This window comes from Streptomyces sp. NPDC021749 (genome assembly GCF_040640655.1).
Lineage (GTDB): Bacteria > Actinomycetota > Actinomycetes > Streptomycetales > Streptomycetaceae > Streptomyces.
The window spans coordinates 53,351-79,095 of the sequence record NZ_JBFACE010000037.1; the positions used below are offsets into that span (position 1 = coordinate 53,351).

Annotated in this window: 28 protein-coding genes and 1 pseudogene; 16 read left to right on the plus strand and 13 right to left on the minus strand. The window is 72.9% G+C overall.

Annotated elements, in window-relative coordinates:
* The first annotated feature begins 43 nt into the window (after positions 1–43).
* The 5 genes from AB0G35_RS29125 (at position 44) to AB0G35_RS29145 (ending at position 6,194) form a co-directional block, all read left to right on the plus strand.
* On the plus strand, positions 44–949 hold the full coding sequence (locus AB0G35_RS29125; RefSeq protein ID WP_360955680.1) for a DMT family transporter: 906 nt from the start codon (positions 44–46) through the stop codon (positions 947–949).
* A 13-nt stretch (positions 950–962) separates the two neighbouring features.
* A complete protein-coding gene (locus AB0G35_RS29130; RefSeq protein ID WP_360955682.1) occupies positions 963–1,298 on the plus strand; it encodes a PASTA domain-containing protein in 336 nt (111 codons plus the stop codon).
* Positions 1,299–1,445: 147 nt separating this feature from the next.
* Entirely contained in the window at positions 1,446–1,997 is a 552-nt protein-coding gene (locus AB0G35_RS29135) for a MarR family transcriptional regulator (RefSeq protein WP_360955684.1), read from the plus strand.
* Positions 1,994–4,597: an MFS transporter gene (locus AB0G35_RS29140; protein WP_360955686.1), complete on the plus strand. Its 2,604-nt coding sequence runs from the start codon at positions 1,994–1,996 to the stop codon at positions 4,595–4,597. The genes AB0G35_RS29135 and AB0G35_RS29140 overlap by 4 nt, the downstream gene beginning before the upstream one ends.
* 136 nt (positions 4,598–4,733) lie before the next feature.
* Complete coding sequence (locus AB0G35_RS29145) at positions 4,734–6,194, plus strand: SDR family NAD(P)-dependent oxidoreductase (RefSeq protein ID WP_360955688.1); 1,461 nt, start codon at positions 4,734–4,736, stop codon at positions 6,192–6,194.
* On the opposite strand, the gene AB0G35_RS29150 is transcribed toward AB0G35_RS29145, so the two are convergent.
* Entirely contained in the window at positions 6,173–7,132 is a 960-nt protein-coding gene (locus AB0G35_RS29150) for a LysR substrate-binding domain-containing protein (RefSeq protein WP_360955690.1), read from the minus strand. The two genes, AB0G35_RS29145 and AB0G35_RS29150, sit on opposite strands and share 22 nt — an antisense overlap.
* Before the next feature lie 95 nt (positions 7,133–7,227).
* Here AB0G35_RS29150 and AB0G35_RS29155 point away from each other — a divergent pair, with 95 nt between their 5' ends.
* On the plus strand, positions 7,228–7,845 hold the full coding sequence (locus AB0G35_RS29155; RefSeq protein WP_360955692.1) for a maleylpyruvate isomerase family mycothiol-dependent enzyme: 618 nt from the start codon (positions 7,228–7,230) through the stop codon (positions 7,843–7,845).
* 60 nt (positions 7,846–7,905) lie between these two features.
* On the opposite strand, the pseudogene AB0G35_RS29160 reads toward AB0G35_RS29155, so the two are convergent.
* Both AB0G35_RS29160 and AB0G35_RS29165 read right to left on the minus strand, forming a co-directional pair.
* Positions 7,906–8,196: pseudogene (locus AB0G35_RS29160) on the minus strand (DUF4279 domain-containing protein); the annotation flags it as partial.
* Entirely contained in the window at positions 8,195–10,267 is a 2,073-nt protein-coding gene (locus AB0G35_RS29165) for a M3 family metallopeptidase (protein ID WP_360955694.1), read from the minus strand. The gene AB0G35_RS29165 and the pseudogene AB0G35_RS29160, both read right to left, overlap by 2 nt.
* A gap of 118 nt (positions 10,268–10,385) precedes the next feature.
* Here AB0G35_RS29165 and AB0G35_RS29170 point away from each other — a divergent pair, with 118 nt between their 5' ends.
* Entirely contained in the window at positions 10,386–10,820 is a 435-nt protein-coding gene (locus AB0G35_RS29170; RefSeq protein WP_360955696.1) for a CBS domain-containing protein, read from the plus strand.
* Between the two features lie 204 nt (positions 10,821–11,024).
* Here AB0G35_RS29170 and AB0G35_RS29175 read toward each other — a convergent pair whose 3' ends face one another.
* Entirely contained in the window at positions 11,025–11,750 is a 726-nt protein-coding gene (locus AB0G35_RS29175) for a transglycosylase family protein (protein ID WP_360955698.1), read from the minus strand.
* Between the two features lie 766 nt (positions 11,751–12,516).
* Here AB0G35_RS29175 and AB0G35_RS29180 point away from each other — a divergent pair.
* The 5 genes from AB0G35_RS29180 (at position 12,517) to AB0G35_RS29200 (ending at position 15,594) form a co-directional block, all read left to right on the plus strand.
* A complete protein-coding gene (locus AB0G35_RS29180) occupies positions 12,517–12,792 on the plus strand; it encodes a hypothetical protein (protein ID WP_360955700.1) in 276 nt (91 codons plus the stop codon).
* Positions 12,789–13,331, plus strand: a complete 543-nt coding sequence (locus AB0G35_RS29185) for a sigma factor-like helix-turn-helix DNA-binding protein (RefSeq protein WP_360955702.1) — start codon at positions 12,789–12,791, stop codon at positions 13,329–13,331. Before AB0G35_RS29180 ends, AB0G35_RS29185 begins: the two co-directional genes overlap by 4 nt.
* Positions 13,331–14,002, plus strand: coding sequence for a hypothetical protein (locus tag AB0G35_RS29190; RefSeq protein ID WP_360955704.1), 672 nt, complete (start codon positions 13,331–13,333; stop codon positions 14,000–14,002). The genes AB0G35_RS29185 and AB0G35_RS29190 overlap by 1 nt, the downstream gene beginning before the upstream one ends.
* Before the next feature lie 195 nt (positions 14,003–14,197).
* Positions 14,198–15,022, plus strand: coding sequence for an SDR family NAD(P)-dependent oxidoreductase (locus tag AB0G35_RS29195; protein ID WP_360955706.1), 825 nt, complete (start codon positions 14,198–14,200; stop codon positions 15,020–15,022).
* Positions 15,023–15,090: 68 nt separating this feature from the next.
* Positions 15,091–15,594, plus strand: a complete 504-nt coding sequence (locus AB0G35_RS29200) for a metallophosphoesterase (protein WP_360955708.1) — start codon at positions 15,091–15,093, stop codon at positions 15,592–15,594.
* Between the two features lie 13 nt (positions 15,595–15,607).
* Here AB0G35_RS29200 and AB0G35_RS29205 read toward each other — a convergent pair whose 3' ends face one another.
* Complete coding sequence (locus AB0G35_RS29205) at positions 15,608–16,117, minus strand: DUF664 domain-containing protein (protein WP_360955710.1); 510 nt, start codon at positions 16,115–16,117, stop codon at positions 15,608–15,610.
* Positions 16,118–16,305: 188 nt separating this feature from the next.
* On the opposite strand from AB0G35_RS29205, the gene AB0G35_RS29210 reads away from it, so the two are divergent.
* The gene (locus tag AB0G35_RS29210; protein ID WP_360955712.1) at positions 16,306–17,055 is read left to right on the plus strand and encodes a L,D-transpeptidase family protein; all 750 of its coding nucleotides are present in this window, start codon (positions 16,306–16,308) and stop codon (positions 17,053–17,055) included.
* 87 nt (positions 17,056–17,142) lie between these two features.
* Here AB0G35_RS29210 and AB0G35_RS29215 read toward each other — a convergent pair whose 3' ends face one another.
* From AB0G35_RS29215 to AB0G35_RS29230, 4 genes are all read right to left on the minus strand, one after another.
* Entirely contained in the window at positions 17,143–17,649 is a 507-nt protein-coding gene (locus tag AB0G35_RS29215) for a hypothetical protein (protein WP_360955714.1), read from the minus strand.
* A 154-nt stretch (positions 17,650–17,803) separates the two neighbouring features.
* Positions 17,804–19,915: an HAD-IIB family hydrolase gene (locus AB0G35_RS29220; RefSeq protein ID WP_360955716.1), complete on the minus strand. Its 2,112-nt coding sequence runs from the start codon at positions 19,913–19,915 to the stop codon at positions 17,804–17,806.
* 117 nt (positions 19,916–20,032) lie between these two features.
* Positions 20,033–20,302 (minus strand): hypothetical protein, encoded by a 270-nt coding sequence (locus AB0G35_RS29225; protein WP_360955718.1) that lies wholly within the window; start codon positions 20,300–20,302, stop codon positions 20,033–20,035.
* Between the two features lie 141 nt (positions 20,303–20,443).
* Positions 20,444–20,929, minus strand: coding sequence for an AraC family transcriptional regulator (locus AB0G35_RS29230; RefSeq protein ID WP_360955720.1), 486 nt, complete (start codon positions 20,927–20,929; stop codon positions 20,444–20,446).
* A 95-nt stretch (positions 20,930–21,024) separates the two neighbouring features.
* Here AB0G35_RS29230 and AB0G35_RS29235 point away from each other — a divergent pair, with 95 nt between their 5' ends.
* The gene (locus tag AB0G35_RS29235) at positions 21,025–21,156 is read left to right on the plus strand and encodes a hypothetical protein (RefSeq protein WP_360955722.1); all 132 of its coding nucleotides are present in this window, start codon (positions 21,025–21,027) and stop codon (positions 21,154–21,156) included.
* Positions 21,157–21,241: 85 nt separating this feature from the next.
* Here AB0G35_RS29235 and AB0G35_RS29240 read toward each other — a convergent pair whose 3' ends face one another.
* Positions 21,242–21,943, minus strand: coding sequence for a hypothetical protein (locus tag AB0G35_RS29240; RefSeq protein WP_360955724.1), 702 nt, complete (start codon positions 21,941–21,943; stop codon positions 21,242–21,244).
* Positions 21,944–22,066: 123 nt separating this feature from the next.
* Positions 22,067–22,714 carry a TetR/AcrR family transcriptional regulator gene (locus AB0G35_RS29245; RefSeq protein ID WP_360955726.1) on the minus strand — a complete coding sequence of 216 codons (648 nt, stop codon included), beginning with the start codon at positions 22,712–22,714 and terminating at the stop codon, positions 22,067–22,069.
* Positions 22,715–22,778: 64 nt separating this feature from the next.
* Here AB0G35_RS29245 and AB0G35_RS29250 point away from each other — a divergent pair, with 64 nt between their 5' ends.
* Complete coding sequence (locus AB0G35_RS29250; protein ID WP_360955728.1) at positions 22,779–23,561, plus strand: alpha/beta fold hydrolase; 783 nt, start codon at positions 22,779–22,781, stop codon at positions 23,559–23,561.
* Entirely contained in the window at positions 23,558–24,031 is a 474-nt protein-coding gene (locus AB0G35_RS29255) for an SRPBCC family protein (protein ID WP_360955730.1), read from the plus strand. Before AB0G35_RS29250 ends, AB0G35_RS29255 begins: the two co-directional genes overlap by 4 nt.
* A gap of 54 nt (positions 24,032–24,085) precedes the next feature.
* Here AB0G35_RS29255 and AB0G35_RS29260 read toward each other — a convergent pair whose 3' ends face one another.
* Both AB0G35_RS29260 and AB0G35_RS29265 read right to left on the minus strand, forming a co-directional pair.
* Positions 24,086–24,823, minus strand: coding sequence for a class I SAM-dependent methyltransferase (locus tag AB0G35_RS29260; RefSeq protein ID WP_360955732.1), 738 nt, complete (start codon positions 24,821–24,823; stop codon positions 24,086–24,088).
* Between the two features lie 78 nt (positions 24,824–24,901).
* Positions 24,902–25,450, minus strand: coding sequence for a DoxX family membrane protein (locus tag AB0G35_RS29265; RefSeq protein ID WP_360955734.1), 549 nt, complete (start codon positions 25,448–25,450; stop codon positions 24,902–24,904).
* Between the last annotated feature and the right edge of the window lie 295 nt (positions 25,451–25,745).

Consider the following 25,745-nt stretch of genomic DNA (forward strand, 5'->3'; position numbering starts at 1 on the left):
TCGGAGCTCCGACGCTCCGCCGCCGTGTCCGGGAGGTTGCCGCATGGCCACATGGCCGGCCGTGCTCTTCGCCCTGCTCGCCGCGGCCAGCAACGCGCTGGCCACGGTGCTGCAGCGGCGTGCGGCCCGCACCGTCCCGCTCGCCCCTGGCCTGCGCCTGGGCCTCCTCGTCGACCTGCTGCACCGGGCCGCCTGGCTCGGCGGCATGCTCGCCGTCATCGCGGCGGCCTGCTTCCAGGCGCTGGCGCTCTCCCAGGGCGCACTGTCCGTGGTCCAGCCGATCTTCGTGCTCGAACTCCCGCTGGCCCTGCTCATCGGCCGGCTGCTGCTCGGCGGGCGGATCTCCCGCGACGGCTGGACCGGCGTGGCACTGATCGTCGTCGGCCTCGGCTCCGCGCTGGCCGCCGCCGCCCCCACCATCGGCACCGACCACGCCCCGCTCGACCGCTGGGTGCTCGCCCTGGCGGTCTGCACCGCGGTGATCGGGACGGCGGTCGGGGCCGCGCTGCGCCGCGGTGCCGGCGGCGTACGGGCGGCCGGCTTCGCCGCCGCCGCGGCCGTGTCCTACGCCCTGACCGCGGCCCTGATGAAGGACGCCACGCACGCCTGGCAGACCGGCGGTCCGGCCGCGTTCTTCGCCTCCTGGCAGACCTACGGCTTCGCGGCCGTCGGCGTGCTGGCCCTCTTCCTCTTCGAGAACGCCATGCAGTCCGGGCCGCTGACCGCCTCCCAGCCGGTGCTCACCCTCGGCGATGCGCTGGTGAGCCTGTCGCTGGGTGTCACCCTCTTCGACGAACGGATCCGCACCGGCTGGTGGCTGATCCCCGAATGCGCCGGCCTCGCCCTGGTCCTGTGGGGCGCCCTGTACCTCTCCCGCGTCGCCCTGACCAGGGACGTGGTCACCGGCCAGGACATCCCTTCGGCGGTGAGTGACCGGCCCGCGCACTGATCGTTCACCGGAAATGAACCACACCGGCACCGTCAGAACCGTCCTCGCCACCGCCACCGCCGTCGCTGCCCTCGCCGCCTCCCTGCTCGGCCCGGCCGCCCCGGCCCGCGCCGACGGCCGCCTGATGCCCGACGTGACGGGCAAGAACCTGGTCGCCGCCTACGGGGAGCTCAACTACCACACCGGCATCCAGTTCCGGGACGGCCGCGGAGCCGGCCGCCTCGTGCTCTGGCCGGCCTCGTGGAAGGTCTGCGGCCAGGACCCGGCGCCGGGCACCCCGATGGACGACCGCAGGATCACGCTGACCGTGGTCAAGAACTCCGAGGAGTGCGCCGCCCCGGCCCCGTGAGGCATACCGCGGGGCCGACCGCACCGGAACGCCTCCGCCCCCGGCGCGCGGCACCCCTTCCCCAGCCGCTAAGCTTGCTGGGTACAAGCAATCTATTGACCGGATCGATCGAGCCGGATCGAAGCATCACCCCGAAGGAACAACACGATGAGTAAGGGTCTCGTCCCGGGATGCGACCGGGCGGCCCCGCGGATCACCGTCGAGTCGGCGCTGGAAGAGGCGGCGGCCGGGCTGGGAACGGAGATCGTCCGCTTCTCCCGGCTGCTCGCGGCCTGGAAGCAGCGGGCCAAGACCGACGGCGGCGCCGCGGACCGGGTGCTGCTGGCCCGGCTGGTGGTCGGCGGGGACCAGCGGGCGACCGACCTGGCCGCCGACGCGTTCCTGGACCTGTCGACGGTCAGCCGCCAGGTGCGCTCACTGGTCGAGCGCGGCCTGGTCGCCCGCCGTCCCGATCCGGAGGACCGCCGCGGGTCGCTGCTGACCGCGACCGACGCCGGACGGGCCGCGTTCGAGCACTACCGGCGCCAGCGCGACGCCGAACTGGCCGAGCTCCTCGCACCGTGGTCGCCCCGGGACCGGGCCGACCTGATCCGCCTGCTGAGCCGGCTCAACGAGGACATGGCGACACGACAACACACACGGCTGGGTCCCGGGGGAGACCAGGGTGCCGCCGTGGAGCAGGGAGAGATACGTACATGAGCACCACCTCCCCGCCCGAGGCGGGAGCCAAGGCGATACCCGGGTCCGGAATGCTGACCCACCGTCAGATCCTCACCATCCTCAGCGGCCTGATGCTCGGCATGTTCCTCGCCGCGCTCGACCAGACCATCGTCAGCACGTCCATCCGGACCATCGCCGACGATCTGCACGGCCTCAGCCAGCAGGCCTGGGCGACCACCGCCTACCTGATCACCTCGACGATCGCCACCCCGCTGTACGGCAAGCTGTCCGACCTGCACGGCCGCAAGCCCTACTACCTCACCGCGATCAGCATCTTCGTCGTCGGCTCGGTGCTGTGCACCTTCTCCACCTCGATGACCGAACTCGCCGCGTTCCGCGCGGTGCAGGGGCTCGGCGCCGGCGGTCTGATGTCGCTGGCGCTGGCGATCATCGGTGACATCGTCCCGCCCCGCGAACGCGCCCGTTACCAGGGCTACATGCTCGGCACCTTCGCCACCTCCAGCGTCGCCGGACCGCTGATCGGCGGCGCGCTGGCCGGTCAGGACCAGCTGCTCGGCATCACCGGCTGGCGCTGGGTCTTCCTGGTCAACGTGCCGGTCGGCATCATCGCGCTGTTCGTCGTCGCCAAGGTCCTCAACATCCCGCACACCCGGCGCGACCACCGCATCGACTGGTGGGGCGCGCTCACCATCTCCGTCGGCGTGGTCCCGCTGCTGCTCGTCGCCGAGCAGGGCCGGGAGTGGGGCTGGGACTCGTCCCGGTCGATCGCCTGTTACGTCATCGGCGTGGTCGGCATCATCGCCTGGATCTTCGTGGAGCGGTGGATCGGCGACGACGCGCTGATCCCGATGCGGCTGTTCCGCAACGGCACCTTCAGCAAGACCAGTCTGCTGTCCGTGCTGATCGGCATGGGCATGTTCGGCGGGATGCTGATGATCCCGCAGTACCTCCAGATCGTGAAGGGCGCCAGCCCCACCAGGTCGGGCCTGGAGATGCTGCCGCTGATGGCGGGCATGTTCATCGCGTCCATCGCGTCCGGCCAGATCACCGCCAAGACCGGCCGCTACAAGATCTTCCCGATCATCGGCACCGCGCTGATGATCGCGGCGATGCTGCTCTTCCACTTCCGGGTCCAGTGGGACACCCCGCTGTGGGAGACCATGGCCTACATGCTCGTCTTCGGCCTCGGCCTGGGCGGCTGCATGCAGACCCTGGTGCTGGCGGTGCAGAACGCCGTCCCGCCCAAGGACATGGGTGTGGCGACCGCGTCGTCCACCTTCTTCCGGCAGATGGGCGCCACCGCCGGCACCGCGATCTTCCTGTCGGTGCTGTTCAGCACCGTCGGTGACAAGATCTCCTCGGCATTCCGGGACGCGGCGGGCACGCACCGCTTCCAGGCCGCCCTGCACGACCCCGCCGTCCTGCACGACCCGGCCAACAAGCCGGTGCTGGACATGCTCAAGCACCCCGGCAACGGCAACTCCTCGGGCGTGCTCAGCGATTCGTCGTTCATCCAGCACCTCGACCCGCGCCTCGCCGAGCCGTTCAAGCGCGGCTTCGCCGACTCGATGCACACCGTCTTCCTCATGGGCGCGGTCGTGGTGGCGCTGGCCTTCCTGCTGATGTGGTTCATCAAGGAGGTGCCGCTGCGGCAGATGTCCGGACTGCAGGCCCGGGCCCAGGCGGAGGCGGAGGCCGAGGCCAACGGCGAGGCCCCGCCCGCCGCGGAACCCGCCGAGGCACCGGCCGACTCGGCCGACTCGGCCGAACCGGCCGCACCCGCCGGGACCCCGGACGGCGACGCCGTACCGGTACCGGCGCACACCCCGGCGACCGCCGCGGCCGACGCCACCGGCCCGGCCGTCCGCGGTGCGGTCCGCGACGGCACCGGGCAGCCGGTGGCGGGCGCCGCGGTCACCCTGATCAGCGTCGGCGGCCGGCAGCTCGGACGCACACAGACCGGGGACGACGGCGGCTATGCGCTGCCCACCACGGGCCCCGGCACCTACGTGCTGATCGCCTCCGCCGGTGCCCGGCAGCCGCAGGCCGTGACCGTCGTGGTCGGCGACGGACCGCTCGCGTACGACCTGGTCCTCAGCGGCGCCGCCGGGCTCACCGGCGAGGTCCGCGAGGAGAAGGGCGACGAGCCGGTGCCCGGTGCGCTGGTCGTGGCGACCGATGTGCGCGGCGAGGTCGTGGCCTCCGGCGTGGCCGGGCAGGACGGCGGCTTCGCCTTCGGGGAACTGACCCCGGGCAGCTACACCCTCGCCGTCAGCGCCGAGCAGCACCGCCCCTCCGCCCTCCAGGTGGAGGTCACCGCCGGCACCCGCAACTGGTACGAGATCCGGCTGACCCTCGGCGCCCAGGTCCGCGGCACCGTCCGCACCGCCCAGGGCACCCCGGTGGACGACGCCCGGGTGACCCTGCTCGACCCGGCGGGCAACGTGGTCGGCACCGCCACCAGCGGCCAGGACGGCGAGTACGTCTTCACCGACCTCGACAGCGGCGACTACACGCTGATCGCCAGCGGGTACCCGCCGGTCGCCACGCCGCTGCGGCTGGGTGCCGCCGGGCAGACCGACTGCGACGTCGAGCTGAGCCATGACGCGGTGAACTGACGGAGCCGTCGGCGGTGAGCGGGGCCCGGTGCGCGAGCGCACCGGGCCCCGCACCGGTTTGGCGGACCCGGCCTCCGCTCCGTACAGTTCCGCCGGTACAGCAACCGAACACACGATCCAGGAAGCGGCAGCGGCGATGACGGTGACCGAAACAGGCCGGGCCGAGGGCACGGGCATCGACGCGGAGCGGATGGCCATCTGCCTGAGCGTGCTCCAGGAGCTGGACGCGCTGCCGCTCGACCACCCCGACGCGATCACCATACGCCGCGCCACCTCCGGCATTTACCGCAAGGTCAAGCAGCGCCGCCGGCAGGAATCCCGGGCGGCGAAGACGGCCAACGACCGGGCGGTCACCGCGGCCACCGCCACCGGCGCCCCCGACCGGATCGACGACGAGACCCAGGGCCTGGCCCTCACCAGCTCCGTCACCACGGAGATCGCCGGCATCCTCCAGCGCCCCCGCTGCTGCTACGTCTGCAAGACCCGCTACACCGAGGTCGACGCCTTCTACCACCAGCTGTGCCGCGACTGCGCCAAGGAGAACCGGGCCCGCCGCGACGCCCGTACCGACCTCACCGGCCGGCGCGCCCTGCTCACCGGCGGCCGCGCCAAGATCGGCATGTACATCGCGTTGCGGCTGCTGCGCGACGGCGCACACACGACGATCACCACCCGCTTCCCGAAGGACGCGATCCGCCGCTTCACGGCCATGCCCGACAGCGCCGACTGGCTGCACCGGCTGAAGATCGTCGGCATCGACCTGCGCGACCCGGCGCAGGTCCTCGCGCTCGCCGACGCGGTCGCCGCCGAAGGGCCGCTCGACATCCTCATCAACAACGCCGCACAGACCGTGCGCCGCTCACCCGAGGCGTACGGACAGCTTCTCGCCGCCGAGTCCGCGCCGCTGCCGGCCGGCGAACTGCCCGCCTCCCTGGTCCTCGGGCACTTCGGCAGCGGTGCCCCCGCGGCACTGCCCGCCGCCCCGGGCGCCGCCGGCGCACTGACCGCCGACGACATCACCGCGCTCGCCCTGACCACCGGCTCCGCCACCCCCGCCCGGATCGCCGCGGGCACCGCGATCGACGCCGGCGGGCTGGTCCCGGACCTGCACGCCACCAACAGCTGGGTCCAGAAGGTCGACGAGGTCGACCCGGTCGAGCTGCTGGAGGTCCAGCTGTGCAACATGACCGCACCGTTCCTGCTGGTGAGCCGGCTGCGCCCGGCGCTCGCCGCATCCCCCGCGCGCCGCAAGTACGTGGTCAACGTGTCCGCCATGGAAGGGCAGTTCAGCCGCGGCTACAAGGGCCCCGGCCACCCGCACACCAACATGGCCAAGGCCGCGCTGAACATGCTCACCCGCACCAGCGCCCGGGAAATGCTGGAGACCGACGGCATCCTGATGACCGCCGTCGACACCGGCTGGATCACCGACGAACGCCCGCACCCCGAGAAGATGCGGCTGGCCGAGGAGGGCTTCCACGCGCCGCTCGACCTGGTCGACGGCGCGGCCCGGGTCTACGACCCGATCGTCCGCGGCGAACAGGGCGAGGACCTGCACGGCTGCTTCCTCAAGGACTACGCGCCCAGCCCCTGGTGACCCCGGGACGGCCCGCCGTCCTCCTCGGCCGCCGGCACCGGCAGGGCCGTGCGCAGCCGGTCGAGCAGCGCCCTGGCCGCGGGCGTGGCCGGCCCCGCCGTCCGCCAGGCCAGCGCGACCCGGCCCCGGGGCCGGGGATCGGTGAGGGCGAGCGTACGCAGCCCGTACTCCGCAGCGGCGTCCGGCGGCAGCGCCGGGACGACCGCCACCCCGAGACCGCGCGCGGCGAGCTGCGCCAGCACCGCCGGGGCCGCCGCCTCGAACGCGATCCGCGGCCGGATGCCGGCCTGGGCGCAGGACCGCTCCAGCACCCCGCGCAGACCGGTCCCGCGGGGCAGGCTGATCAGCGGACGGTCCCGCAGCTCGGCCAGCGGGACGCCGGTCCGGCCCGGTGGGCTGAGCAGCGGATCGCCCGGGGCCACCGCGGCGACCAGCGGCTGATCGACCACCAGCCGCAGTGAGACGCCCGGCGGCGGCTCCTCCTGCGCCAGGCCGATGACCGCGAGGTCGAGCTCCCCGCCGTGCAGCGCGGCCAGCATCCGCTCCGAGGTGTCCTCGGTGAGCGAGATCTCCACCTGGGGATGGTCGTCGTGGAAGTCGGCCAGCAGGGCCGGCACCTCGAAGGCGTCGAGAGCGGCGCCCGAGACCAGGCCGAGCGCGACCCGGCCGCGCAGCAGTCCGGTGAACTCGTCGACGGTGTGCCGGATGCCGTCGACGGCGGCCAGCGCGGCCCGGGCGTACCCGAGGACCGCCGCGCCGACCTCCGTCACCGTCACCCGGCGGCCGGACCGGTCCAACAGCGGCTGCCCCAGCTCCCGTTCGAGTTGCCGGATCTGCGCGCTGACGCCAGGCTGCGCCAGGTGCAGCCGGGCGGCGGCCCGGGTGAAACCGCCCTCCTCCGCGACCGCGACGAAGTACCGGAGCTGGTGGAGTTCCATACCGGTGATCCTAACCAGCCCCATAACCACCGCTTCTGGGAGGTAGAACCCACCGCTCTTGGACTTATGGCCGACCGGACAAGATCCTTGACGGTATGGACATCAAAGCGGCGATAGCGGCCGAACGCCGGGAGCTGGCGGACCTGTTGGACGGCCTGCCGGAGGTGCAGTGGGACGCACCGACGCTGTGCGCGGGCTGGCGGGTGCGCGAGGTCGCGGCCCATATGTCGATGGGCTTCCGCCACCCGCTGCCCAAGGTGGCGGCCGAACTCATCAGGTCCGGCGGCAACATCAACAAGATGGCCGACCGGCTCGCCCGCAAGGACGCGGCGGCCGCCACCCCGCGGCAGCTCGCCGGCTTCCTGCGGGAGCACGCGCACCACCCCTGGAAGCCGCCGGTCGGCGGGCTCGCCTCCGCGCTGGGCCACGACGTCGTCCACGGCCTCGACATCACCGTCGCCCTCGGGATCGACCGCCGCGTGCCCGAGGACCGGCTGCGCGTCCTGCTGGACCACGTCACTCTCCGGTCCGCCAAGTTCTTCGGTGCCGACCTCCGCGGTCTCGCCCTGCACGCCGATGACCTCGACTGGTCCTTCGGCACCGGCACCCCGGTCACCGGCAGCGCCCAGGACCTGCTGCTGGTCGCCTTCGGCCGCAAGCTGCCGGCGGGCCGCCTGCACGGCGCGCGGCAGGACCGGTTCCTGGCTTGCTGATGCCGTGGTCACGCCGTCGGAGTACGACTCCTTCGCGCAGGTGAGGGCGAGGTCGCCTGCTCACCTGGCGTCCTTGTCCCCGGCCATGTCGTACTCGTCGACGCCGAGCTCGGCGCCGGTTGCACCGAGGAAGTCCAGGACCCTGCGGTCCAGGTGCCAGCCGAAGAGGTTGGGGGCGTCCGCAGCGTCCGGCCGGGCGTGGTCGGTGTCGTTGAAGTAGCGCACGACGTGAAGCACTGCTCCGCCGCCCGTGCCGGCCAGACGCCTGGTGAGGTCGCCGATGCGGTCCGTGTGGGGCTGGAGCCTGTCGAGAATGCGGGTGATCTGCTCGTCGACGCGGACGCCCGGATCAGCCGTCGAGTCCGCCGCCGTCCGTCTCGCGCCCCTCCGTCGCGGTGCCGTCCAGTCCGTGCCGGGCCAGCAGCGGCGCGATGTCCGCGTCGCGTCCGACCACCGCGCGGAACGCCGCCATGGCGTCGACGCTGCCGCCCCGGGCGAGGAGTTCCCGACGGAAGATCTCTCCGCTCTCGCGGACCGGCCGCCCGTTCTCCCGGAACCACCGCACGGTGTCCGCGTCCAGCACCTCGGCCCAGCGGTAGCCGTAGTAGCCGGCCGCGTAGCCGTGGGCGAAGATGTGGTTGAAGTAGCCGGTGCGGTACCGCGGAGGGATCGCCGCCGAGGCCAGGCCCGCCCGCTCCAGTGCGGCCGCCTCGAACGCCTCGGCCTCGTCCGCGCCCGGCAGGCCGTCGTCGGCGGACAGCGAGTGCCAGGCCCAGTCCAGGACCGCGGCGGCCTGGTGCTCCACCATCCGGAAGCCGGCGCCGAAGTTCTCCGCCGCGCGCAGCCGCGCCGGCAGCTCGGCCGGCATCGGCTCGCCGGTGCGGTGGTGCCGGGCGTAGTGCGCGAGTACCTCCGGCCGGTCCGCCCACATCTCGTTGACCTGGGAGGGGAACTCCACGAAGTCCCGCGGCACTTGGGTACCGGACAGCAGCGGATACCGGACGTCCGAGAACAGCGCGTGCAGCGCATGCCCGAACTCGTGGAACAGCGTGTGGACTTCGCGCCAGGTCAGGAGCACCGGCTCGCCGGCCGGCGGCTTGGCGATGTTCAGGTTGTTCACGACCACCGGCCGCCGGCCCAGCAGACGGGACTGGAGCACCAGCGAGTTCATCCAGGCCCCGCCCCGCTTGGACGCACGGGCGTGGAAGTCGCCGAGGTACAGCCCGAGCGGACCACCGTCCGCGTCGTGCACCTCGAAGACCCGGGCGTCCGGGTGGTACGCCACCAGGTCCGGCCGCTCGGTGAAGGTGATCCCGTAGACCAGCCCGGCGGCGTGGAACACCCCGTCGTACAGCACGGCCTCCAGTTCCAGGTAGGGCCGCAGGTCGGCCGCGTCGAGGTCGAACCGCTCCTTGCGGACCCGCTCCGCGTAGTACTGCCAGTCGGCCGCGCGGATCTGCGGCACGCCGGCCGCCTCGGCCAGCGCCGCGGCCTCCCGCTCCGCATTGGCCATCGCGGGCCCGGTCAGCCGCGCGAACATCCCCTCCACCGCGTCCGTGGTGCCGGCCGTCCGGTCGGCGACCTCCCAGGCGGCATGGCTGGCATGGCCGAGCAGCGCGGCGCGTTGGACGCGCAGCCGGGCCAGGGCGACGGCGACCGGACCGTTGCGGTCCGCGCCGCGCCCCAGCGAGGCGGCGAGCAGCCGTTCCCGCAGCGCGGGGTCGTCCAGGGCGGCCAGCTCGGTCTGCTGGGTGAAGTTCTTCAGCACGAGCGCGAACCGGCCCTCGTGGCCCAGCGCCCGGGCGTTCTCCGCCGCCGCGGCGATCTGGTCCTCGGGGAGTCCGGACAGTTCCGCGGCGCTGTCCACGACCAGCGCCGCGTCGGCGGTGGCCGCCCGCACGTTCTGCTCGAACCGCGTGGACAGGGTCGCGATCTGGGCGTTGATCTCCCGCAACCGCTGTTGCTGTACGGGCGTGAGCCGCGCGCCGGCCCGCACCCGGAGCGTGTGGTGGCGCTCCAGGAGCCGCAGTTGCTCCGCGTCCAGGCCGAGCTGCTCGCGCCGGGCGTGCAGGGCGTCCAGCCGTGCGAACAGACCGGGGTCGAGCAGCAGCACATCGTCGTGGGCGGCCAGCCGGGGCGCGATCTGGGCCTCCAGCGCCAGGATCTCGTCGTCGGTGTCCGCCCCGGCCTTGTTGAAGAACACCCGGCGCACCCGGTCCAGCAGCGCGCCGCTGCGTTCCAGCGCCTCCACGGTGTTCTCGAAGGTCGGTGACGCGGCCCCGCCCGCGATCGCCGCGACCTCGTCCAACTGCTCGGCCATGCCGCGTTCGAAGGCGGGCAGGTAGTGAGCGGTGCGGATCCGCGCGAAGGGCGGCAGCTCGTAGGGAAGATCACTCGGCTCGAAGAAGGGATTCGACGTCACGGGCTCCGACCCTACGCCCGGGGCGCCGCGGCCGGGCCCGTTCCCGGGAAGCGTCAAGGGGCCATTCGTGGTGTCATCGAAGGGCGAGGCAAGCAACGCTCCTGAGACAGGAGGAATCATGGCCGGCAAGCTGCGAGCCCGAGACATCATGACCGGCGGTGTGCGCTGCATCGGCGCCCACGAATCGCTCCAGGACGCGTCCAAGATGATGCGCGACCTGCAGGTCGGGGCCCTGCCCATCTGCGGTGACAACAACAAGCTCATGGGCATGATCACCGACCGCGACATCGTCATCACCTGCTGTGCGGAAGGCGTGGATCCGGCGACCGTGCAGGCCGGTTCGCTGGGCGGGGAACTGCACTGGATCGACGCCGACGCGGACGCCAACGAGGTACTGCAGACCATGGAGAACCACCACATCAAGCGTCTGCCGGTGATCGACGTCGCCGGTGGCCACCGCCTGGTGGGCATGATCACCGAACAGAACCTCGCCAAGAACCTCAGCGACCGCCAGATCGCCGAGTTCGCCACCCGCGTGTACGCGACCGCCTGAGAGGCTCAAGCCCTCGGCGCGGCCGGACCCGTCCGCCTGCCGGCCCGGCCGTCGGCCGGGCATGCGGGCAGGCCGTCCGCGGCGCCACGGACGGCCTGCAACCCTCACCGTGCGTCATCCGGCGCACCCGCGCGGCCGGGTCACCCGGTCATCCGGCGCGCCGGCGGTCCGGGGATCCCCAACGCCCCGCCGGGACCGCCGAATTCACTCGGCGGAGCCGGAGTGTGAGCGCGGTACCGCGAGCCGGGTGCCCGGGAAAATGAGGTTCGGATTCGCGCCGATCACGTTGCGGTTGAACCGGTAGAATTCCTGCCAGCGGAATCCGTGGGCGGCGGCGATACCGCTCACCGTGTCACCGGAATTGACGAAGATCGTGCCGCTGGTACTCCGGTGCCGCACGGCGTGCTTGTCATGGCGGAGCTTTTCGTGGTGGCGCTTCTCGTGGAAGTGCGGGTGCCGGAGTCGGTGGTGGGTCGGTGCCTGGACGTGCCGCCGGGGTGCGGAGTGCGCCGTGCCGGGCCGTGGAGTGCTGGGCCGGGCCGCCGAGTTGATGCCCAGCCGGGCCGAGCAGGCGGGCCAGGCCCCCCAGCCCTGGCGCGCCAACACCCGTTCCGCCACCTGGATCTGCTGTGCGCGAGTGGCCCGTGCGGCCCGCGATCCGTAGGCCTGGCCGCCGAACGAGCGCCAGGTGCGGTGCGCGAGCTGCAGCCCCCCGGAGAATCCGTTGCCCGTGTCGATCCGCCAGTTCCCTCCGCTCTCGCACCCGGCCAGCCGGTCCCAGGTGCCGCCGCTCACCGCGTCGGCGGGCTGCTCGGCCGCCACGTTCAGCGCCCCGGCCGCCAGCAGGACGGCCGCCGCCGTGAGGCCCCGGACCCCGTTGCCCCGGAACTCGCCCCGGGTGGTCGGTTCCGATACCTGAGGAAATTCCATGCGTTGCTCCCCTCGCTCGCCGCGCAGTTTCCTGGCGGCTATTCAGGAAACCCGACGCCGTAGCGGATGACGCGGTCGAGTGCGGTGGTGCGGGGTGCTCATGCACTCTGCGGCAATTCCCGGTGCGGCGCCATGAATTCGACGGGCAAGAGACAACCACGGGCCGAGTCGGGCCGGGCAGAGCGCGCGGTAGCGCCGCTGGGGCCCGCCCTGCCCCCTTGCCGTGGTGGCGCGGCCGTGCCTGCGCAGGGTGCACCCGCGGTGACCGGCAGGGGCGCACCCCCGTGCCGTGGCGCATCTCTCCCGGGGTGCCGGCGATCACCCACCCGCTCCGGGGGGTGTCCGCCGAGCGCATCCGGAGCTCTTGGTGCATGCGCTGCGCAGGCACGCATGCACCGCGCACGGACCTCTGGCCAGTGCAACGGCTCGTCGGGCCACGGGGTGTGCGTGCCACCGTCCGTATCGGCGGGGAGACCGGTGCTGCTGACGCACCGTCGCGTTCGGCACGAACCCAACAGGCGGGTTTCGAACGCTAGTTACCGGTGATGAAACCTTGCGTCAATGTGGCGTTGATCACTCCGCATAAGCAAAAGCGCAGGTCGGAAGCACGGTGTGCAATTGATCGATCACTTTCTGCTGATTCTGTGCGCAGCCTGATTAACCCTGAGGGCCCCTCCGATCGGTGAGAGGGACAGGAACGCCTTTCCGTTCCGCCCCCTCCGCAACGACGCGGAGCGGGGCTGCACCTCACAAGAAGGGAGGGCACGTGGAGCACTTGCGGCACGAATGGCCCTGGTACGCGCTGGCACTGGTCGGCGTCTACCGGTTGACCGCCACAGGACTCGACGCCCTTGTCCGCCGCGTGGTCCGCACCGCCTCGCTGGCCCGCGCGGAGCACCCGTACGCCCCCGCCCGTCCGTACGCCGGACCGGGCCCGCGCGGTCCCCTCGGCCCGTACCGCCCGCGCCCCGGCGCGTTCCCGGACATCATCCCGCCCCCGCTGCGGTCACCGGCCGGCTCCCCCTGTGAGGAGAGCCGGTGAACGAGCACTCTCCCCTGGCCAGCCCCACCGATCTGCCCCTGGACTTCGAAGTCTTCTTCCAGCGCGAGCAGAAGGCCCTCCTCTCCATCGCCGCCGCCCGGCTCCGGGACCGCCGGGACGCGGAGGAGGCCACGCTGGAAGCCGGCCGCCGGATGTACGTCAAATGGGAACGCATCCTCGCCCACGTCAACCCCAAGGCCATGACCTACACGATCCTGCACGGCGTGATCTCCGACTTCTACCGCCGCGAGATCCGCAACAGCCGGGTCCAGCCCTACGCCGACCCGCCGGACACCGCCTACCTCCAGGAGCTGCGCAGTTGCGAACCGCTCGACCTCGCCCTGGACGAACTGGAGGCCACCGCGCCGCTGCAGGCCAACTCCGTGCGCCTGCGCCACCTCGCGGGCCTTTCCTACGAGCAGATCGCCGAGCGGCTCAACACCACCCCGGGCGCCGCCAAGGTCAGCACCAGCATCGGCCTGCAACGGCTCAAAGAGATCATGACGAACGGTTCCTTCGGGACCGGAGAGGACGCGTGATGCTCGACGACGTGCTCGTTGACCTGCTACGGCGTCAGGCCGAGGCCATCGGCCGGGAGTTCGCCGACCACGACCCGGTGGCCTTCACCCAGCGGCTGGCCGCCCGCATCGCCGACGGCACCGGCCGGGAACCCGACCCCGTCACCCGCGGACCGGTCGGCGGCGTCCGCCCGGCCCCGGTACGCCCGGCGGCCGCCCGCGGCCGGCGGCGCCGCCGGCCCACCCCCCTCCTCGACCCCGAAGTGCCGCCCGCGGCCGTGCTCGCGGAGGCCCGGCGGCTGTGCCACATCGTGCTCCGCTCCAAGGACATCGACACCCTGGGCGCCTTCGCGGCCGACTACGACGCGGCCGGCGCACGCACCTTCGGCTGCCTCCTCCACACGCTCGACAAGTGGGACAGCGCCCTGTACTGGTGGCGGTTCGCGGCCGGTGCGGGCGACGAGCTCGCCGCCCACCTGCTCGCCGTGCACCACGCCGCGGTCGGCCGCACCACCGACGCCCGGCTCTGGCGCGCCGTCGCCCGCATGATGGGCTTCGCCGCCGAACGGCACCTCCCGCTCCCGGTCCGCGGGACGACCGAACTCGCCCTGGGCTTCGCCCGCACCTGGGACCGCACCCTGCAGTCCTTCCTCCAGCACAACCACCTTCCGCGCGAGCTCGCCCCGCACTGACCCGCGCCGCACCGCCCGCCCGGCAGGCACGCCATGCCTGCCGGGCACCACCCCGTGGCGAGCGAGATCACCCACCACGGCGCTCCCCAGGTGAATCCGCCCCGCGGAGGGGTAACGGCAGGGCGGGAGCGGCAAGGCTCGCCACACGAGCGACCGGCACGGTCCTCATACGAGTGACCAGGAGGAGCGGCGGAGATGCACACCGCAGAGAGCGACCACGGCAGCGCGGGCGACCGGGCCGGAACCGCGGGAGCGCCCGCCGGCGCCGGCCGCCCACCGCTGGCCGGCACCGTGGCCCTGGTGACCGGCGCCTCCAGCGGCATCGGCGCGGCCACCGCACTGGCACTGGCCCGCGAGGGCGCGTCCGTCGCGCTGATCGCCCGCCGGGGCGGGCGGCTGACCGAACTCACCGCGACCCTCGACGAGCTGGGCGCCCCGTCCCTGGCGGTGGCCGCGGACCTGACCGACCCGGCCCGGCCCCAGCGCACCGTCGACGAGACCGTCGCCCGCTTCGGACGGCTCGACGTCCTGGTCAACAACGCGGGTTACGGCGCACGCGACCCCGTCGAGCGGAGCGACCCCGAGGACTGGGACCGGATGGTCGACCTCAATCTCCGGGCGGTCCTGCGCATGTCGCACGCCGCGCTGCCGCATCTGCTCCGCGCCGCGGCCGCCGGCCCGCGCGGCGTCGCCGACCTGGTGACCGTCAGCTCGGTCGCCGGCCGGGTGCCGCGGAAGGACAACAGCGTCTACTCGGCCACCAAGCACGCGGTGTGCTCCTTCAGCGAAGCGCTGCGGCAGGAGGTGACCGGACGCGGCGTCCGGGTCGGGCTGGTCGAACCGGGCATGACCACGACGGAGATGACGCTCGGCGGCCAGGCCGCCGCGGCCCACGGCATGCCGCAGGAGAGCTGGCTGCGGGCCGAGGACGTCGCCCGCTGCCTGGCCTTCGTGATCACCCAGCCGGCCCATGTCGCGATCAACGAGATCACGGTCCGGCCGACCGCCCAGGAACGCTGACACCGGGGGCGCACAGGAGGGGCGCACGCCGAGGTGCCGGGCCTTCGGGGGAGGGCTACCGTCGCCTCGTGCGACTCCTGCTGCTCTCCGACACCCATCTCCCCCAGCGCGCCAAGGCCCTGCCGCCCCGGCTGCTCGACGAGGTGCCGCGCGCCGATGCCGTCCTGCACGCCGGGGACTGGGTCGACACCGCCACCCTGGACCTGCTCCAGGCCCGCGCCCGGCGGCTGATCGGGGTGTACGGCAACAACGACGGCCCGGAACTGCGTGCCCGGCTGCCCGAGGTGGCCTACGCCGACCTGGCGGGCCTGCGGTTCGGCGTGGTGCACGAAACCGGCCCCGCCCAGGGCCGCGAGCGCCGCTGCGCGGCCCGCTACCCCGACCTCGACGTCCTGGTCTTCGGGCACAGCCACATCCCCTGGGACTCGGTCGCCGACGGCCGGCTGCGCCTGCTCAACCCCGGCTCCCCGACCGACCGCCGACGCCAGCCGTACTGCACGTACATGACCGCGGAGATCACCTCCGGGCGGCTGGCCGAGGTCGTGCTGCACCGCCTGCCGCCGAGGACCTGAACCGGCGGGGCCTTCAGTACCCCAGCAGCCCCCGCACGTAAGCCGCCTGGCCCGCGTGCTGCAGACCGTCGGCGATCACGCTGACCAGGCGGACGCCCATGGTGACCGGCGGGGTCCAGGACCGGTCGACGACCCGCTTCAGGTCCTTGTCGTCGATGCCGGCCAGATACTGCACCGTGGTGTCGTGGACGGCCTCGTGGTAGCCGGTCAGCAGCTCCTCGCCCAGGTCCTTCACCGCCGCCACCTCCTTGCGGGAGTGGCCGTAACCGGTGTCATCGGCGGAGAACGGCAGAGCGAAGCGCTCGTACCAGCCGTCCGACGTCCACAGCTGCTCGGTGCCGGCCACCCCGGCCAGGTGATCGTCCTGGATCCTGGTCAGATGCCAGACCAGCCAGCCGATCGAGTTGGCGTCGTCCTCGGGGCGGGTGCTGAGCTCGTCCGGACCGAGTCCGGTGACGGCTTCCTCGACGGCCTCCCGGACACGGCCGAAGGCATCGACGAGCAGGTCCGTGCTGGCGGTCATGGCAGCCTCCTTGGCGGCGACGGAGTCCCCCGCGGCGCCCATCGTCGCAAGCCCGGCGCAGGAATCGTGGGAGGCCGGTCCGTCCGCGTCACCACCACAAAGGGGACCGGCGGCCGGATCCGGCGTATCCGATATTCCGGGTCGGTCACGGCTGCAACCAGCGAGTGGGGCAAACAGTCCTACCGGGCATGAAAAGACGATTCTCGCTGCGCATACCGCGGCGCATAGCGCGGAGGCCCGGTGCCGGACGCCGGGCCGCCGCCGCGCTCGCCCTCACCACGCTGACCGTTCCGCTCACGGTCGCCCTCGGCTCCCCGGCCCAGGCCGCCTCCGCGGCCTCCGCCTGCACCGCCTCCCGCGGCCCCTACCAGAAGCAGGCCGAGCGCTTCCTCGGACTGCCCGTCGACGGCCGGCAGTCGGCCGCCGACTGCCGGGCGATCCGGGCCTTCCAGACCAGCCACGGCATCACCCCGAACATCGGTTACGCCGGGCCCGTCACCTGGGGCGTGATGCGCCTGGTCGCCCAGCAGCGGGCGGCCGGCCACCAACCGAACAAGGCCCACCACTGCCCGACGAACAAGGGCCGCATCGCCTGCGTCGACCTCACCCGCCAGCTCAGCTGGATCCAGGACGGCTCCCGGCTGGTTTACGGGCCGGTGCCGATCCGCAGCGGCCGGGACGGGTACGAGACCCGCACCGGCGCCAAGAAGATCTACTGGCGCCATCTGCACCACGTCTCGACGCTGTACCACGTGGCCATGCCCTACAGCCAGTTCTTCGACGGCGGGCAGGCCTTCCACTCCATCAGCGGCAGCGTCTGGTCGGCCCCCGGCTCGCACGGCTGCGTCAACATGCGCAGCGGCGACGCCGCGAAGTACTGGTCCCTGCTGCGTACCGGCGACGACGTCCACGTCTACGGACGCAAGCCCGGTACCTGACACGGGCCGGTCGGCCGGTGCGGGAGCCGGCCGGGGGAGACGGTGACGCGGAACGGACCGTCGCCCCCGGCCGGCCGGTCGGCCCGCTCAGTCGGTGGCGAGCAGCGTGTACAGCGCCATCGGCGTCACATAGCCGGACCAGCGGCCGTCCGCGAAGAGATGCACCCCGCCGTCCTGGTAGCACTGGTCGACGAGCTGGGAGCAGATCATGTGCCGGGTACTGGCGACATACCGGCGCAGGCCCGGAACGGGCACGTGGAACCGGTGCGTGGCGATCGCGAGGTAGTCGAGGAAGCTGTAGGGCACGCCGGCATAGCGCGTGGCGGCCCGGCAGATGGCCGAGCGCTGCCGTTCGGTGAGCCCTTTCGGGCAGACGTAGAGCACCTCGGCGCCGTCGTACCCGGAGAGCGGCCGGATGCGCGCCCCGCCCGGCTCGGCCTCCAGCAGCCGGTCGTCGGGCAGGACCAGGAAGGCGTGTTCGTAGTCGGCGAAGCCGTCGCCGTTGATCCACTGCCCGAAGCGGATCAGCCGGCCGGTGACGCCGTCGATGCGGGTGAGCCCGATGTCGCCGGGCTGGGGGTGGGTGTGCTTCATGAGCGGCTCCCGGGAGCGCGAAGGGGTGAGGCGCGAAGGGGGAGAGGGGGAAACGAAAAGGGGGATGGTGCGGAGAAGTGGTGCGGAGGGGTGATACCCGCTGTACGTGCGTGCGCACCCTGAGTGAAGGGGCGGAAATTCGGCCAGGCGGGGTCTACGCCCGGGGCTCCCGGTCCTCCGCCGCCCCGCGGATGGCCGTGAGGATGTCGCGGGCCCAGCGCGCGGGCGGCGGATCGTCGAGCAGCGCCGCCAAGCGGCCGAGGTGGGCGGTGCGTTCACCGGGCGTCATGGTCAGCGACCGGTACAGCGTGTCCACGAGGTCCTGCGGTGAGCGCGGGTCGGTGAGCAGGGCCGCGGCGCCGAGCTGGGCGGCGGCGCCGGTGTGCCGGGAGAGGATGAGGACCCCGGAACGGCCGGTCGCGGCGTGGCTGGCGATGAACTCCTTCGCGGTGAGGTTCATCCCGTCCTGCAGCGAGGTCACCCAGAACACCTCCGCCGCGAGGTAGTGGTCGACCACCTCGGCGAACGGCAGGGACCGCGGCAGATGGTCGATCGGCCGCCAACCACCCCTGCCCCAGCGCCCGTTGACCTCGGCGATGGCCCGCTCCAGGGCCGCCCGGGTGGCGTCGTGGATCCGGATTCCCGGCTCCGGCGGCGGGCACACCAGCCGGAACACCAACGCACCGCGCAGTGACGGGTGCCGGGCGAGCAGTGCGTCGACCGCCCGGACCTTCTCCAGCGGGGCCTTGGCGTAGTCGAGGCGTTCCACCGACAGGACCAGGGCCGGCCCGCCGCGGGGTGCAGCGGCGCGGTGGCTGCGTGCGCGGGCCAGCGCTTCGACGGCCCGGCGGTCGATGCCCAGCGGATGCACTCCCGTCCGGGGCATCCGCGCGGCGCCGGCCAGCACCTGCCGGAAATGGCCGGCGAACGCCTCGGTGTGGAACCCGGCCCAGTCCAGGCAGGCGAGGGAGTCGCGCAGCTGCTCCGCGGTCGGCAGCCGGCCGAAGGCGTCCGCCGGCGGGAAGGGCGTGTGGTGGAACAGCCCCAGCCGCAGATCCGGGCGCGCGGCGCGCAGCATGCCGGGCACCAGCCACAGGTTGTAGTCGTGCAGCCAGACCGTGGCGTCACGGGCCGCATGGGCACTGAGGTGGTCGGCGAAGCGGGCGTTGAACCGCTCGTAGTGGCGCCAGGCAGCGGCGCCGTACCGCATCCGGCCGGGCTGCGACATCAGCACCGGCCACAGCGTCTCCTTGCAGGCGCGGTGGAAGTACTGCGTCCACTGCACGCCGTCCACCGGCAGGAACGCCAGCGGAAGCCCGGTGCGGTGCGGGCGGCCGGGCTCCGGAGCGGTGTGCGGTGCGGTGCCGTCCTCGACCAGCGCGGTGGCCCAGACCCCGTCCGGCCCGTCGGCGCCGGACAGGCCTTGCAGGGTGGGCAGGACGCCGTTGGGGCTCACCGGCCGCCGCCACCGCCCGTCGGCCCAGCGCACCGGCGGCCGGTGGTACCCCACCACCACGGCGTGCGTACGCTCGGTCCAGCCCAGGTGCTCCAGGGCGGCGAGGATGCCGCCCGCGCCGGCCCGGTCCGGCCGGCACACCTCGGCGCGGTCCGCGACCCGCTCCCGCAGGCCCGGCTCCGCTCCGCTCATCACGACGCCGTGGGCGCCGAGTGCGAACAGCGACAGATCGTTGAGCGAGTCGCCGGCCACCAGCACCGACCCCATGGACCACTGGAGTGTGCGGGCGAGCAGGGCGAGCGCCCGTCCCTTGCTCGCCGGGGCCGGCAGCACGTCGAAGTAGCGCCCGCCCGAGTACGTCCAGCCGCAGCCCAACTCCTTTACGGCGGCGGTGAGTTCGTCGGTGAGCCGCTCGGGTCGCAGGAAGAACGAGCAGCGGCCCTCCTGGACCACCCCCTCCTGGTACTCCAGCTCCGGGAACCGCGCCATCCGCTCGCGCACCCGCCGCTGTCCCGGCCAGCCTTCGCGCAGCTGGTTCTGCACCACGTCGACGCGGCTCCGGTCCGATCCGTCGACCACACTCGCCCCGACGTCGGCGATGATCCACCGGGGCCGGGGGACCAGCGGGTCCCGGTCCAGGATCCGCTCGACGGACGCCAGCGAGCGGCCGGTGGCGAACACCACGGTCACCTCGGGGTGCCGGTCCAGCGCCGCCCGCAACCGCCGCCGGTCCACGCGGTCACCGCCGAGCAGGGTGCCGTCCAGGTCGGTGACGAGCACCTTCGGCGCGGGGGCGGACCGATGCGTCATGGCGGGACCCTTGGCAACTACGCAGCGCAACAAACCTGTGCACCATGAGAGTTGGCCGGAACAAGGGTCTTTTCCGGTCGGCGCGGCCCGAAGTGCGGTCTCGGGACACCGCCTCGGTCACGCCCCCTCCGGTGCCCGGGCGGCGAGGTCCGCAGCGAGGTTGTCCGCCATCACCGACAGGACGCGTATCGCCTCGGTGTACTGGTCGGGGGTCAGGCCCGTCATCACGGTGCTGCGGGCGGCGGCGATGCGCGCCGCCGCCTCCGCGTGTACGGCGCGGCCCTCGTCGGTGAGGGCCAGGGCGGGAAGCGCGTCGCGGCGGATCCGGCCGTGGGCCGCGAGCTCCTCCAGTAGGCCGTCGAGTTCCGGTGCACCGTGCGTCCACAAGGGCGCGAGGGCCGCCGTGAGGTCCTCGTAGGCGTTCGGGGGTGGGGAGGTGCATGGCGAGTTCCTTTCGGTGTGGGGGTGCGGGGGTGGGGGAGGACTTGCCGCCGCCGGCCGTACGGCTCCGCGACTTCGAGGTCACCACTACGGGCACATGAGGTGCCTGCGGCCGTGGGCCGCCCCCGTGGCGAACCGTGCCGGCGTCGTGCCCAGGTGACGGGTGAAGTGCCGGTTCAGATGCGCCTGGTCGTGGAACCCGACCGCCGCCGCCACCGCGGCCGGCCGCCGGCCGTCGAGCAGCAGCCGGCGTGCCGACTCGATCCGCCTGCCGGTGAGATAGGTGTGCGGCGGCAGCCCGTAGGCACGTGTGAAGCAGCGGATCAGATGGGGCGGGTGGGCGTGCAGGGTGGCGGCGGCCTCCCGGAGCGTGAGGCCGGTGGCGAGATGCGCGTCGAGCAACTCCCGCAACTCGGCGGCCAGACGGCTTCCCGCCCGGCCGGGCGAACGCGGCGGCCAGGTGGCGAGGTGTTTGTGCAGCCGCTCCCGTACGAACGTCAGCCGGGACTCGGCCTCGAAGACGTCGCCCGCGGGCCCGAGGGCGGTGTGCAGCTGGTGGATGCGGCGGCGCAACAGGGCGTCGACGAGCAGGGAGGGCCGCCAGGCCGTGACCGATGTACGGGGCGGGGCGGCCGGCGTACGGGGCGCGTTGACCGGCGTACGGCGTCGTGCCCCGCGGGGTGGAGCACTGCCCCGTCGCGGACGAGGAGACCGCGGTCCTGCTGCTCGAACCGGCCGGCACCCTCAACACCGGTGACGCCGGAGGCCCGAGGACGAAGGCGGCCGAGGTCCTGGACTAGACGGAGGGCGCCGACCGCTCGCGGTCGGGGTGCCGCTGGTGGTGTGCCGCCTCCCGTCGTCCGGGAGGCGGCACCGGCGCAGGCGTCAGTGCTGCACCACGAACGCCCGCCCGTGCTTGCCGCCGGACGCGCACGACGCCTTCTCCGCGGACGTCATCTTGCGGGTCTTGACCGTCACCGCGTTGCTCTGCCCGTCCGTCCCGTTGGCCGCGGGACCGGTGACGGTGTCCGGCACGAACCAGTAGTAGTGGCCCCACTTCGGGCTGTCGTAGTGCGTCTGCCAGGTGCCGGAGACCTTCTGCATGACCTGCGCGCGGGAGATCCAGCCGACCTCACCGGGCTTGACCGTCATGGTGAGGGAGCTGTTCTCGGTGTGCGAGCTGGACCAGGTGTGGCTGTACGTCGCCGTGACGCTCAGGTCGATCAGCCCGGCGATCTTGCCGCCGGCGGTCACCGAGACGCCCGCGGAGTCCGTCGACCCCACGGTGTCCGTCCAGCCCATCGACTGCGTGGCGTCCGAAGTGCTGCAGTTGTAGAGCGAGTCGGAGACCTGGTGGAAGTTCCCGAGGTACGCCTTGCCGAGCACCGGTTCGTTGAAGCTGCACTTGCCCTCGCCGGAGGCGCAGTCCGCCATGATCTGCTCACGCGTCGGGTCGTCCGCCGCGACGGCCGGTGCGGCCATCGCCGTCACCAGCCCCAGTGCCACCGCGGACAGCACCGTTCCCCGGCCTGCCGACCGTATGCCGCCGCTCGTCCACCGGTTCGTCCCCCGGGTCATCGTGGTCATCGTGCGCCCGCTCCTCGTGTCTCTTCCCCCGTGTCCATGGCTGTTGCCATTGAGACTGGAGTGAAAAGTGGTTCAACTACACCAAGAATTCGTAAAGTTGTAGTTGATGAGGCAACAGAAGGTTTACTCCGCCTGCGGAGTGTCCGCCCCCTTGAGGACGGTACGGACGGCGTGCGACACGAAGTCCTCGTCCAGCGGGAGTTGGCGCAACGTCAGCCGGAACCAGGCGGCGCCGGCCAGCAGGTCCACCAGCAGAGTGCGGTCGGCGTCCGCCGCGAGTTCGCCGCGGGCCACCGCGCGGTCGAAGACCGGCAGCTCGCGGGTGAGCCGGTCGGCGAAGAACTCCCTTATATGGACGGCGAGTTCGGGGCTGTGCGTGACCGCGCCGAGGGTTGCCACCGCGATGTCGCAGGACGGCGGTGCGGTGAGGAGGGTGACGATCGCTCCCAGCAGGGCCTCCAGGTCGCCCTGAAGGCTCCCCGTGTCGGGCGGTTCGAACTCCAGGCGCCGCGCCCCGATGAGTGCGGCACCCAGAAGCGCTCCCTTGGACGGCCACCAGCGGTAGATCGTGGTCTTGTTGACGCCGGACCGCTGGGCGACGCCCTCGATGGTCAGCCCCTCATAGCCGTGCGCGGCGAGCAGATCCAGCGTCGCGTCGAAGATCTCCTGCGCCTTCCGCGGCCCACCGGCCCGCCTCCCCTCGGCGAGCCCGCTCCGCTCGCCCTGCCCGCCGCGCCGCTCGCTTCCGCCCTGCTGCCCACGTCCGCTCATGGGAGGAAGTCTAGCGTGAAAAACAACGCAACGTTGCGTTGCACTTCCTGTTACGGTGCCGGGCATGACACCACCCCCACCCCAAGAGGCCGCGTTGCCTCTCGTCTTCGTCCACGGCATGCGCGTGAGCGGCACGATGTGGCACCCCGTGATCCACACCATCGGCACCCGCCACCCCGCGGTCGCACCCGACCTGCCGGGCCACGGCTCCCGGCGCGGCGAACCGTTCACCCTGCCCGGCGCCGTGGCGGCGGTCGCCGACGCCGTCGACCAGGTCGGCGGCCGGGCCATGCTCATCGGCCTGTCCCTGGGCGGCTACGTCGCGACGGCCACCGCCGCCCGCCATCCGGAACGCGTCAGCGGGCTGATGGCGATGGGCTGCACCGCCGTGCCCCGCGGATTGCTCCGCACCGCCTACCGCGGAGCGGCGCGCCTCGCCGGCAGGCACCCCGACCGGGCCGACCGGCTGAGCGCCTACGCCTTCCGCCGTGCGCTCCCCGCCCCGCTGGCCGAGGCCATGGTCGCCGGCGGTCTGAGCAGCGAGCTGATGCCGAGCGTCATCGAGACCGTGTGCGGGATGGACCCGGTCTCCCTGCTCTCGGCCTATCCGGGCCCGGTCTGGCTGGTGAACGGCGCCCGCGACCAGCTCCGCCGCGACGAGCGCCGCTTCCTGGCGGCATGCCGGGACGGCCGCCTCGTCGTACGGCCGCGCTGCGGACACCTCTCCGTGCTGTCCGACACCGCCGCCATCACCCGCCAGATCCTCGACGCTGCCACGGTCGTGGCCGCCCGTACCCACGCCCCCGCCACCGCGGCCGGCACCGTGCCAGAAGGAGCCGGACGATGACCGCACGTGAATGGACCGTCGAGGAATCCCTGGAATGCGCCGCCCCGCCGCATGTCCTCCATCAGGCCGTCGCGGACGTCCGGCGGATGAAGGAGTGGAGTCCGGAGGTCATCGGGGTGTGGCGGCGCGGTGACCGGTTCGTGGGGTTCAACCGCCGGGCCGGCTGGGTGTGGTTCACCCACTGCCGGATCGTGGTCGACGAGCCCGGCCGGGAGTTCGCCTTCGACGTCGCCACCTTCGGCCTGCCGGTGGCACGGTGGGGCTACCGCTTCGCCCCGACGGCGGACGGCAGCGGAACCCGGGTCACCGAGTACTGGATCGACCACCGGCGCGGCGGATGGCGCTCCCGCATCGCCGAAACGCTCGGACTGCTCTTCACCGGCACCCCGGCCGCCCGCCGCGCCACACGCAACCGCGCCGGTATGCGGTCCACACTGCGACGACTGTCCGCGGCCTGCCAACGCCCCTGAGGCGACGCCCGGTCGGGCCTCCCGGGCGGGACGCGGCCGGCCGGCGCCGCCGCGTCACACCGCCCGGGACCGGGTGGCCACCACGAGCCGGCAGCGGGGGCTGCCGTCCGCGCGCCGGCCGAGCTCCGGCAGGGCGTGCAGCTGTACGGCGAAGCCGGCGCGCGCCAGCTCCGCGCGGACGGCGCCCAGCCGGAACGGCCGGTAGTACATGACGAACGGCGGGCGCCACAGCGCATTGCGGACCCGCATCGCCGCGTCGAACGCCGCCAGCATCCAGTACCCGGCCGACCCCGGCGGGGACGGCGCCGCGATCGGGAAGGCGAACCGGCCGCCCGGCCGCAACACGGCATGGACCTGCGCGAACAGCCCGGGCCACTCCCTCGGCAGGAAGTGCCCGAACGCGCCGAAGCTCACCACGAGGTCGAAGACCGGCCCGAACGGCAGGGCCCGGGCATCCGCGCGTACCCATTCCACCCGCGGCGCCTGGGCGGTCACCGGCTCCCGGGCGCGGCCCACCGCGAGCATCCCCGCACTGAGGTCGACCCCGGTCACCCGCTCCCGGCACACCTGCCGCAGGACGTCCACGCCCGCGCCCGTACCGCAGCACAGATCGAGGCCGCTGCCGAACGGGCCGAGCTCCCGCAGCACCCGCGACACGGGAGCCAGCACCGACTCCGGGGTCCGGAACGGTGTGCGGTCGAACTTCGGGGCGAGCAGGTCGTAGCCGCGCTCGACGGACGACAGCGCCTGAACGGCGAGTTCACGGAACGTGGGACCTTCGGGGGCGAACATCGCCCTCAGCATAGGACCGTGCACGGCCGGGGGGCAGGCCGGCCCGGCGCCGCGCGCGACGTAAGGCGGTCCTCGCCGTCACAGGCCCAGTAGCTGTATGAGTGCGGCGCCCAGTCCGCCCACCCCCAGGGCGAAGGCCGCACAGCCCAGACCACCGTCCCGCCACCGGAACGGTCTGTCGAGCGCGAAGCGGCCGGGGCCGGTCGCCGCGATCGCGAGGGCGACGGCGGCCAGGAACAGCGGGTACTCGATGCCGCTGTCGTTGGCCCAGAGCCCATGGGGCACGCCGAGGATCATCGCGTTGATCATCACGCCGATGACGGCGGCCGCGGCGAGCGGGGTGAACAGACCGGCCGCGAGCCCGAGCCCGCCGAGGAATTCGGAGGCCCCGGCCAGACCCGCGTAGAACCTGCCCGGGTGGAAGCCGAGTGCGGCGAACGCCCTGCCGGTTCCGCCGAGCCCGTAGCCGCCGTAGAAGCCGAAGAGTTTCTGGGCGCCGTGGCCGGCCATGAGCAGACCGACGGCCAGGCGCAGGAGGAGCAGACCGAGGTCCGCGCCGAGAGGGGGAGAGCGAAGGGCGTCGGGCCGGGCCTCTACGTCCGGCCGCCGCTCAGCAAGCAGTCTCATGACGGTGTCGATTCCGGCACCGGCGCGTCGGGTGCCGCGGTGTCGAACACCGGCGCCGGTGCGCTCACAGTGGGGAACGTCGAGATGGTGGAGCCGCGTCGGTCTCTGCGGACCTATCGAGCTGTGTCCGGAGGGTCCGGACCGGAGCGGGTTCGGGCCGGGCCCCTACGGCCGATGGTGCTACGCCCGGCAGCCCCTGCCTAGATGAATGAGTCCGATGTTTGTGCTGGCCGCAACTATGGCGAAGGGCGCCCGTTGGCTCGTGTGTGACTACCAGCCTGGACGCCCTTCTGGC

Excerpts from the sequence above, each read along its gene's own strand:
- AB0G35_RS29125 (WP_360955680.1), top strand. The coding sequence starts at position 44 with ATGGCCACATGGCCGGCCGTGCTCTTCGCCCTGCTCGCCGCGGCCAGC.
- AB0G35_RS29130 (WP_360955682.1), top strand. The coding sequence starts at position 963 with ATGAACCACACCGGCACCGTCAGAACCGTCCTCGCCACCGCCACCGCC.
- AB0G35_RS29135 (WP_360955684.1), top strand. The coding sequence starts at position 1,446 with ATGAGTAAGGGTCTCGTCCCGGGATGCGACCGGGCGGCCCCGCGGATC.
- AB0G35_RS29140 (WP_360955686.1), top strand. The coding sequence starts at position 1,994 with ATGAGCACCACCTCCCCGCCCGAGGCGGGAGCCAAGGCGATACCCGGG.
- AB0G35_RS29145 (WP_360955688.1), top strand. The coding sequence starts at position 4,734 with ATGACGGTGACCGAAACAGGCCGGGCCGAGGGCACGGGCATCGACGCG.
- AB0G35_RS29150 (WP_360955690.1), bottom strand. The coding sequence starts at position 7,132 with ATGGAACTCCACCAGCTCCGGTACTTCGTCGCGGTCGCGGAGGAGGGC.
- AB0G35_RS29155 (WP_360955692.1), top strand. The coding sequence starts at position 7,228 with ATGGACATCAAAGCGGCGATAGCGGCCGAACGCCGGGAGCTGGCGGAC.
- AB0G35_RS29170 (WP_360955696.1), top strand. The coding sequence starts at position 10,386 with ATGGCCGGCAAGCTGCGAGCCCGAGACATCATGACCGGCGGTGTGCGC.
- AB0G35_RS29175 (WP_360955698.1), bottom strand. The coding sequence starts at position 11,750 with ATGGAATTTCCTCAGGTATCGGAACCGACCACCCGGGGCGAGTTCCGG.
- AB0G35_RS29190 (WP_360955704.1), top strand. The coding sequence starts at position 13,331 with ATGCTCGACGACGTGCTCGTTGACCTGCTACGGCGTCAGGCCGAGGCC.
- AB0G35_RS29195 (WP_360955706.1), top strand. The coding sequence starts at position 14,198 with ATGCACACCGCAGAGAGCGACCACGGCAGCGCGGGCGACCGGGCCGGA.
- AB0G35_RS29205 (WP_360955710.1), bottom strand. The coding sequence starts at position 16,117 with ATGACCGCCAGCACGGACCTGCTCGTCGATGCCTTCGGCCGTGTCCGG.
- AB0G35_RS29210 (WP_360955712.1), top strand. The coding sequence starts at position 16,306 with ATGAAAAGACGATTCTCGCTGCGCATACCGCGGCGCATAGCGCGGAGG.
- AB0G35_RS29215 (WP_360955714.1), bottom strand. The coding sequence starts at position 17,649 with ATGAAGCACACCCACCCCCAGCCCGGCGACATCGGGCTCACCCGCATC.
- AB0G35_RS29220 (WP_360955716.1), bottom strand. The coding sequence starts at position 19,915 with ATGACGCATCGGTCCGCCCCCGCGCCGAAGGTGCTCGTCACCGACCTG.
- AB0G35_RS29240 (WP_360955724.1), bottom strand. The coding sequence starts at position 21,943 with ATGACCACGATGACCCGGGGGACGAACCGGTGGACGAGCGGCGGCATA.
- AB0G35_RS29245 (WP_360955726.1), bottom strand. The coding sequence starts at position 22,714 with ATGAGCGGACGTGGGCAGCAGGGCGGAAGCGAGCGGCGCGGCGGGCAG.
- AB0G35_RS29250 (WP_360955728.1), top strand. The coding sequence starts at position 22,779 with ATGACACCACCCCCACCCCAAGAGGCCGCGTTGCCTCTCGTCTTCGTC.
- AB0G35_RS29255 (WP_360955730.1), top strand. The coding sequence starts at position 23,558 with ATGACCGCACGTGAATGGACCGTCGAGGAATCCCTGGAATGCGCCGCC.
- AB0G35_RS29260 (WP_360955732.1), bottom strand. The coding sequence starts at position 24,823 with ATGTTCGCCCCCGAAGGTCCCACGTTCCGTGAACTCGCCGTTCAGGCG.
- AB0G35_RS29265 (WP_360955734.1), bottom strand. The coding sequence starts at position 25,450 with ATGAGACTGCTTGCTGAGCGGCGGCCGGACGTAGAGGCCCGGCCCGAC.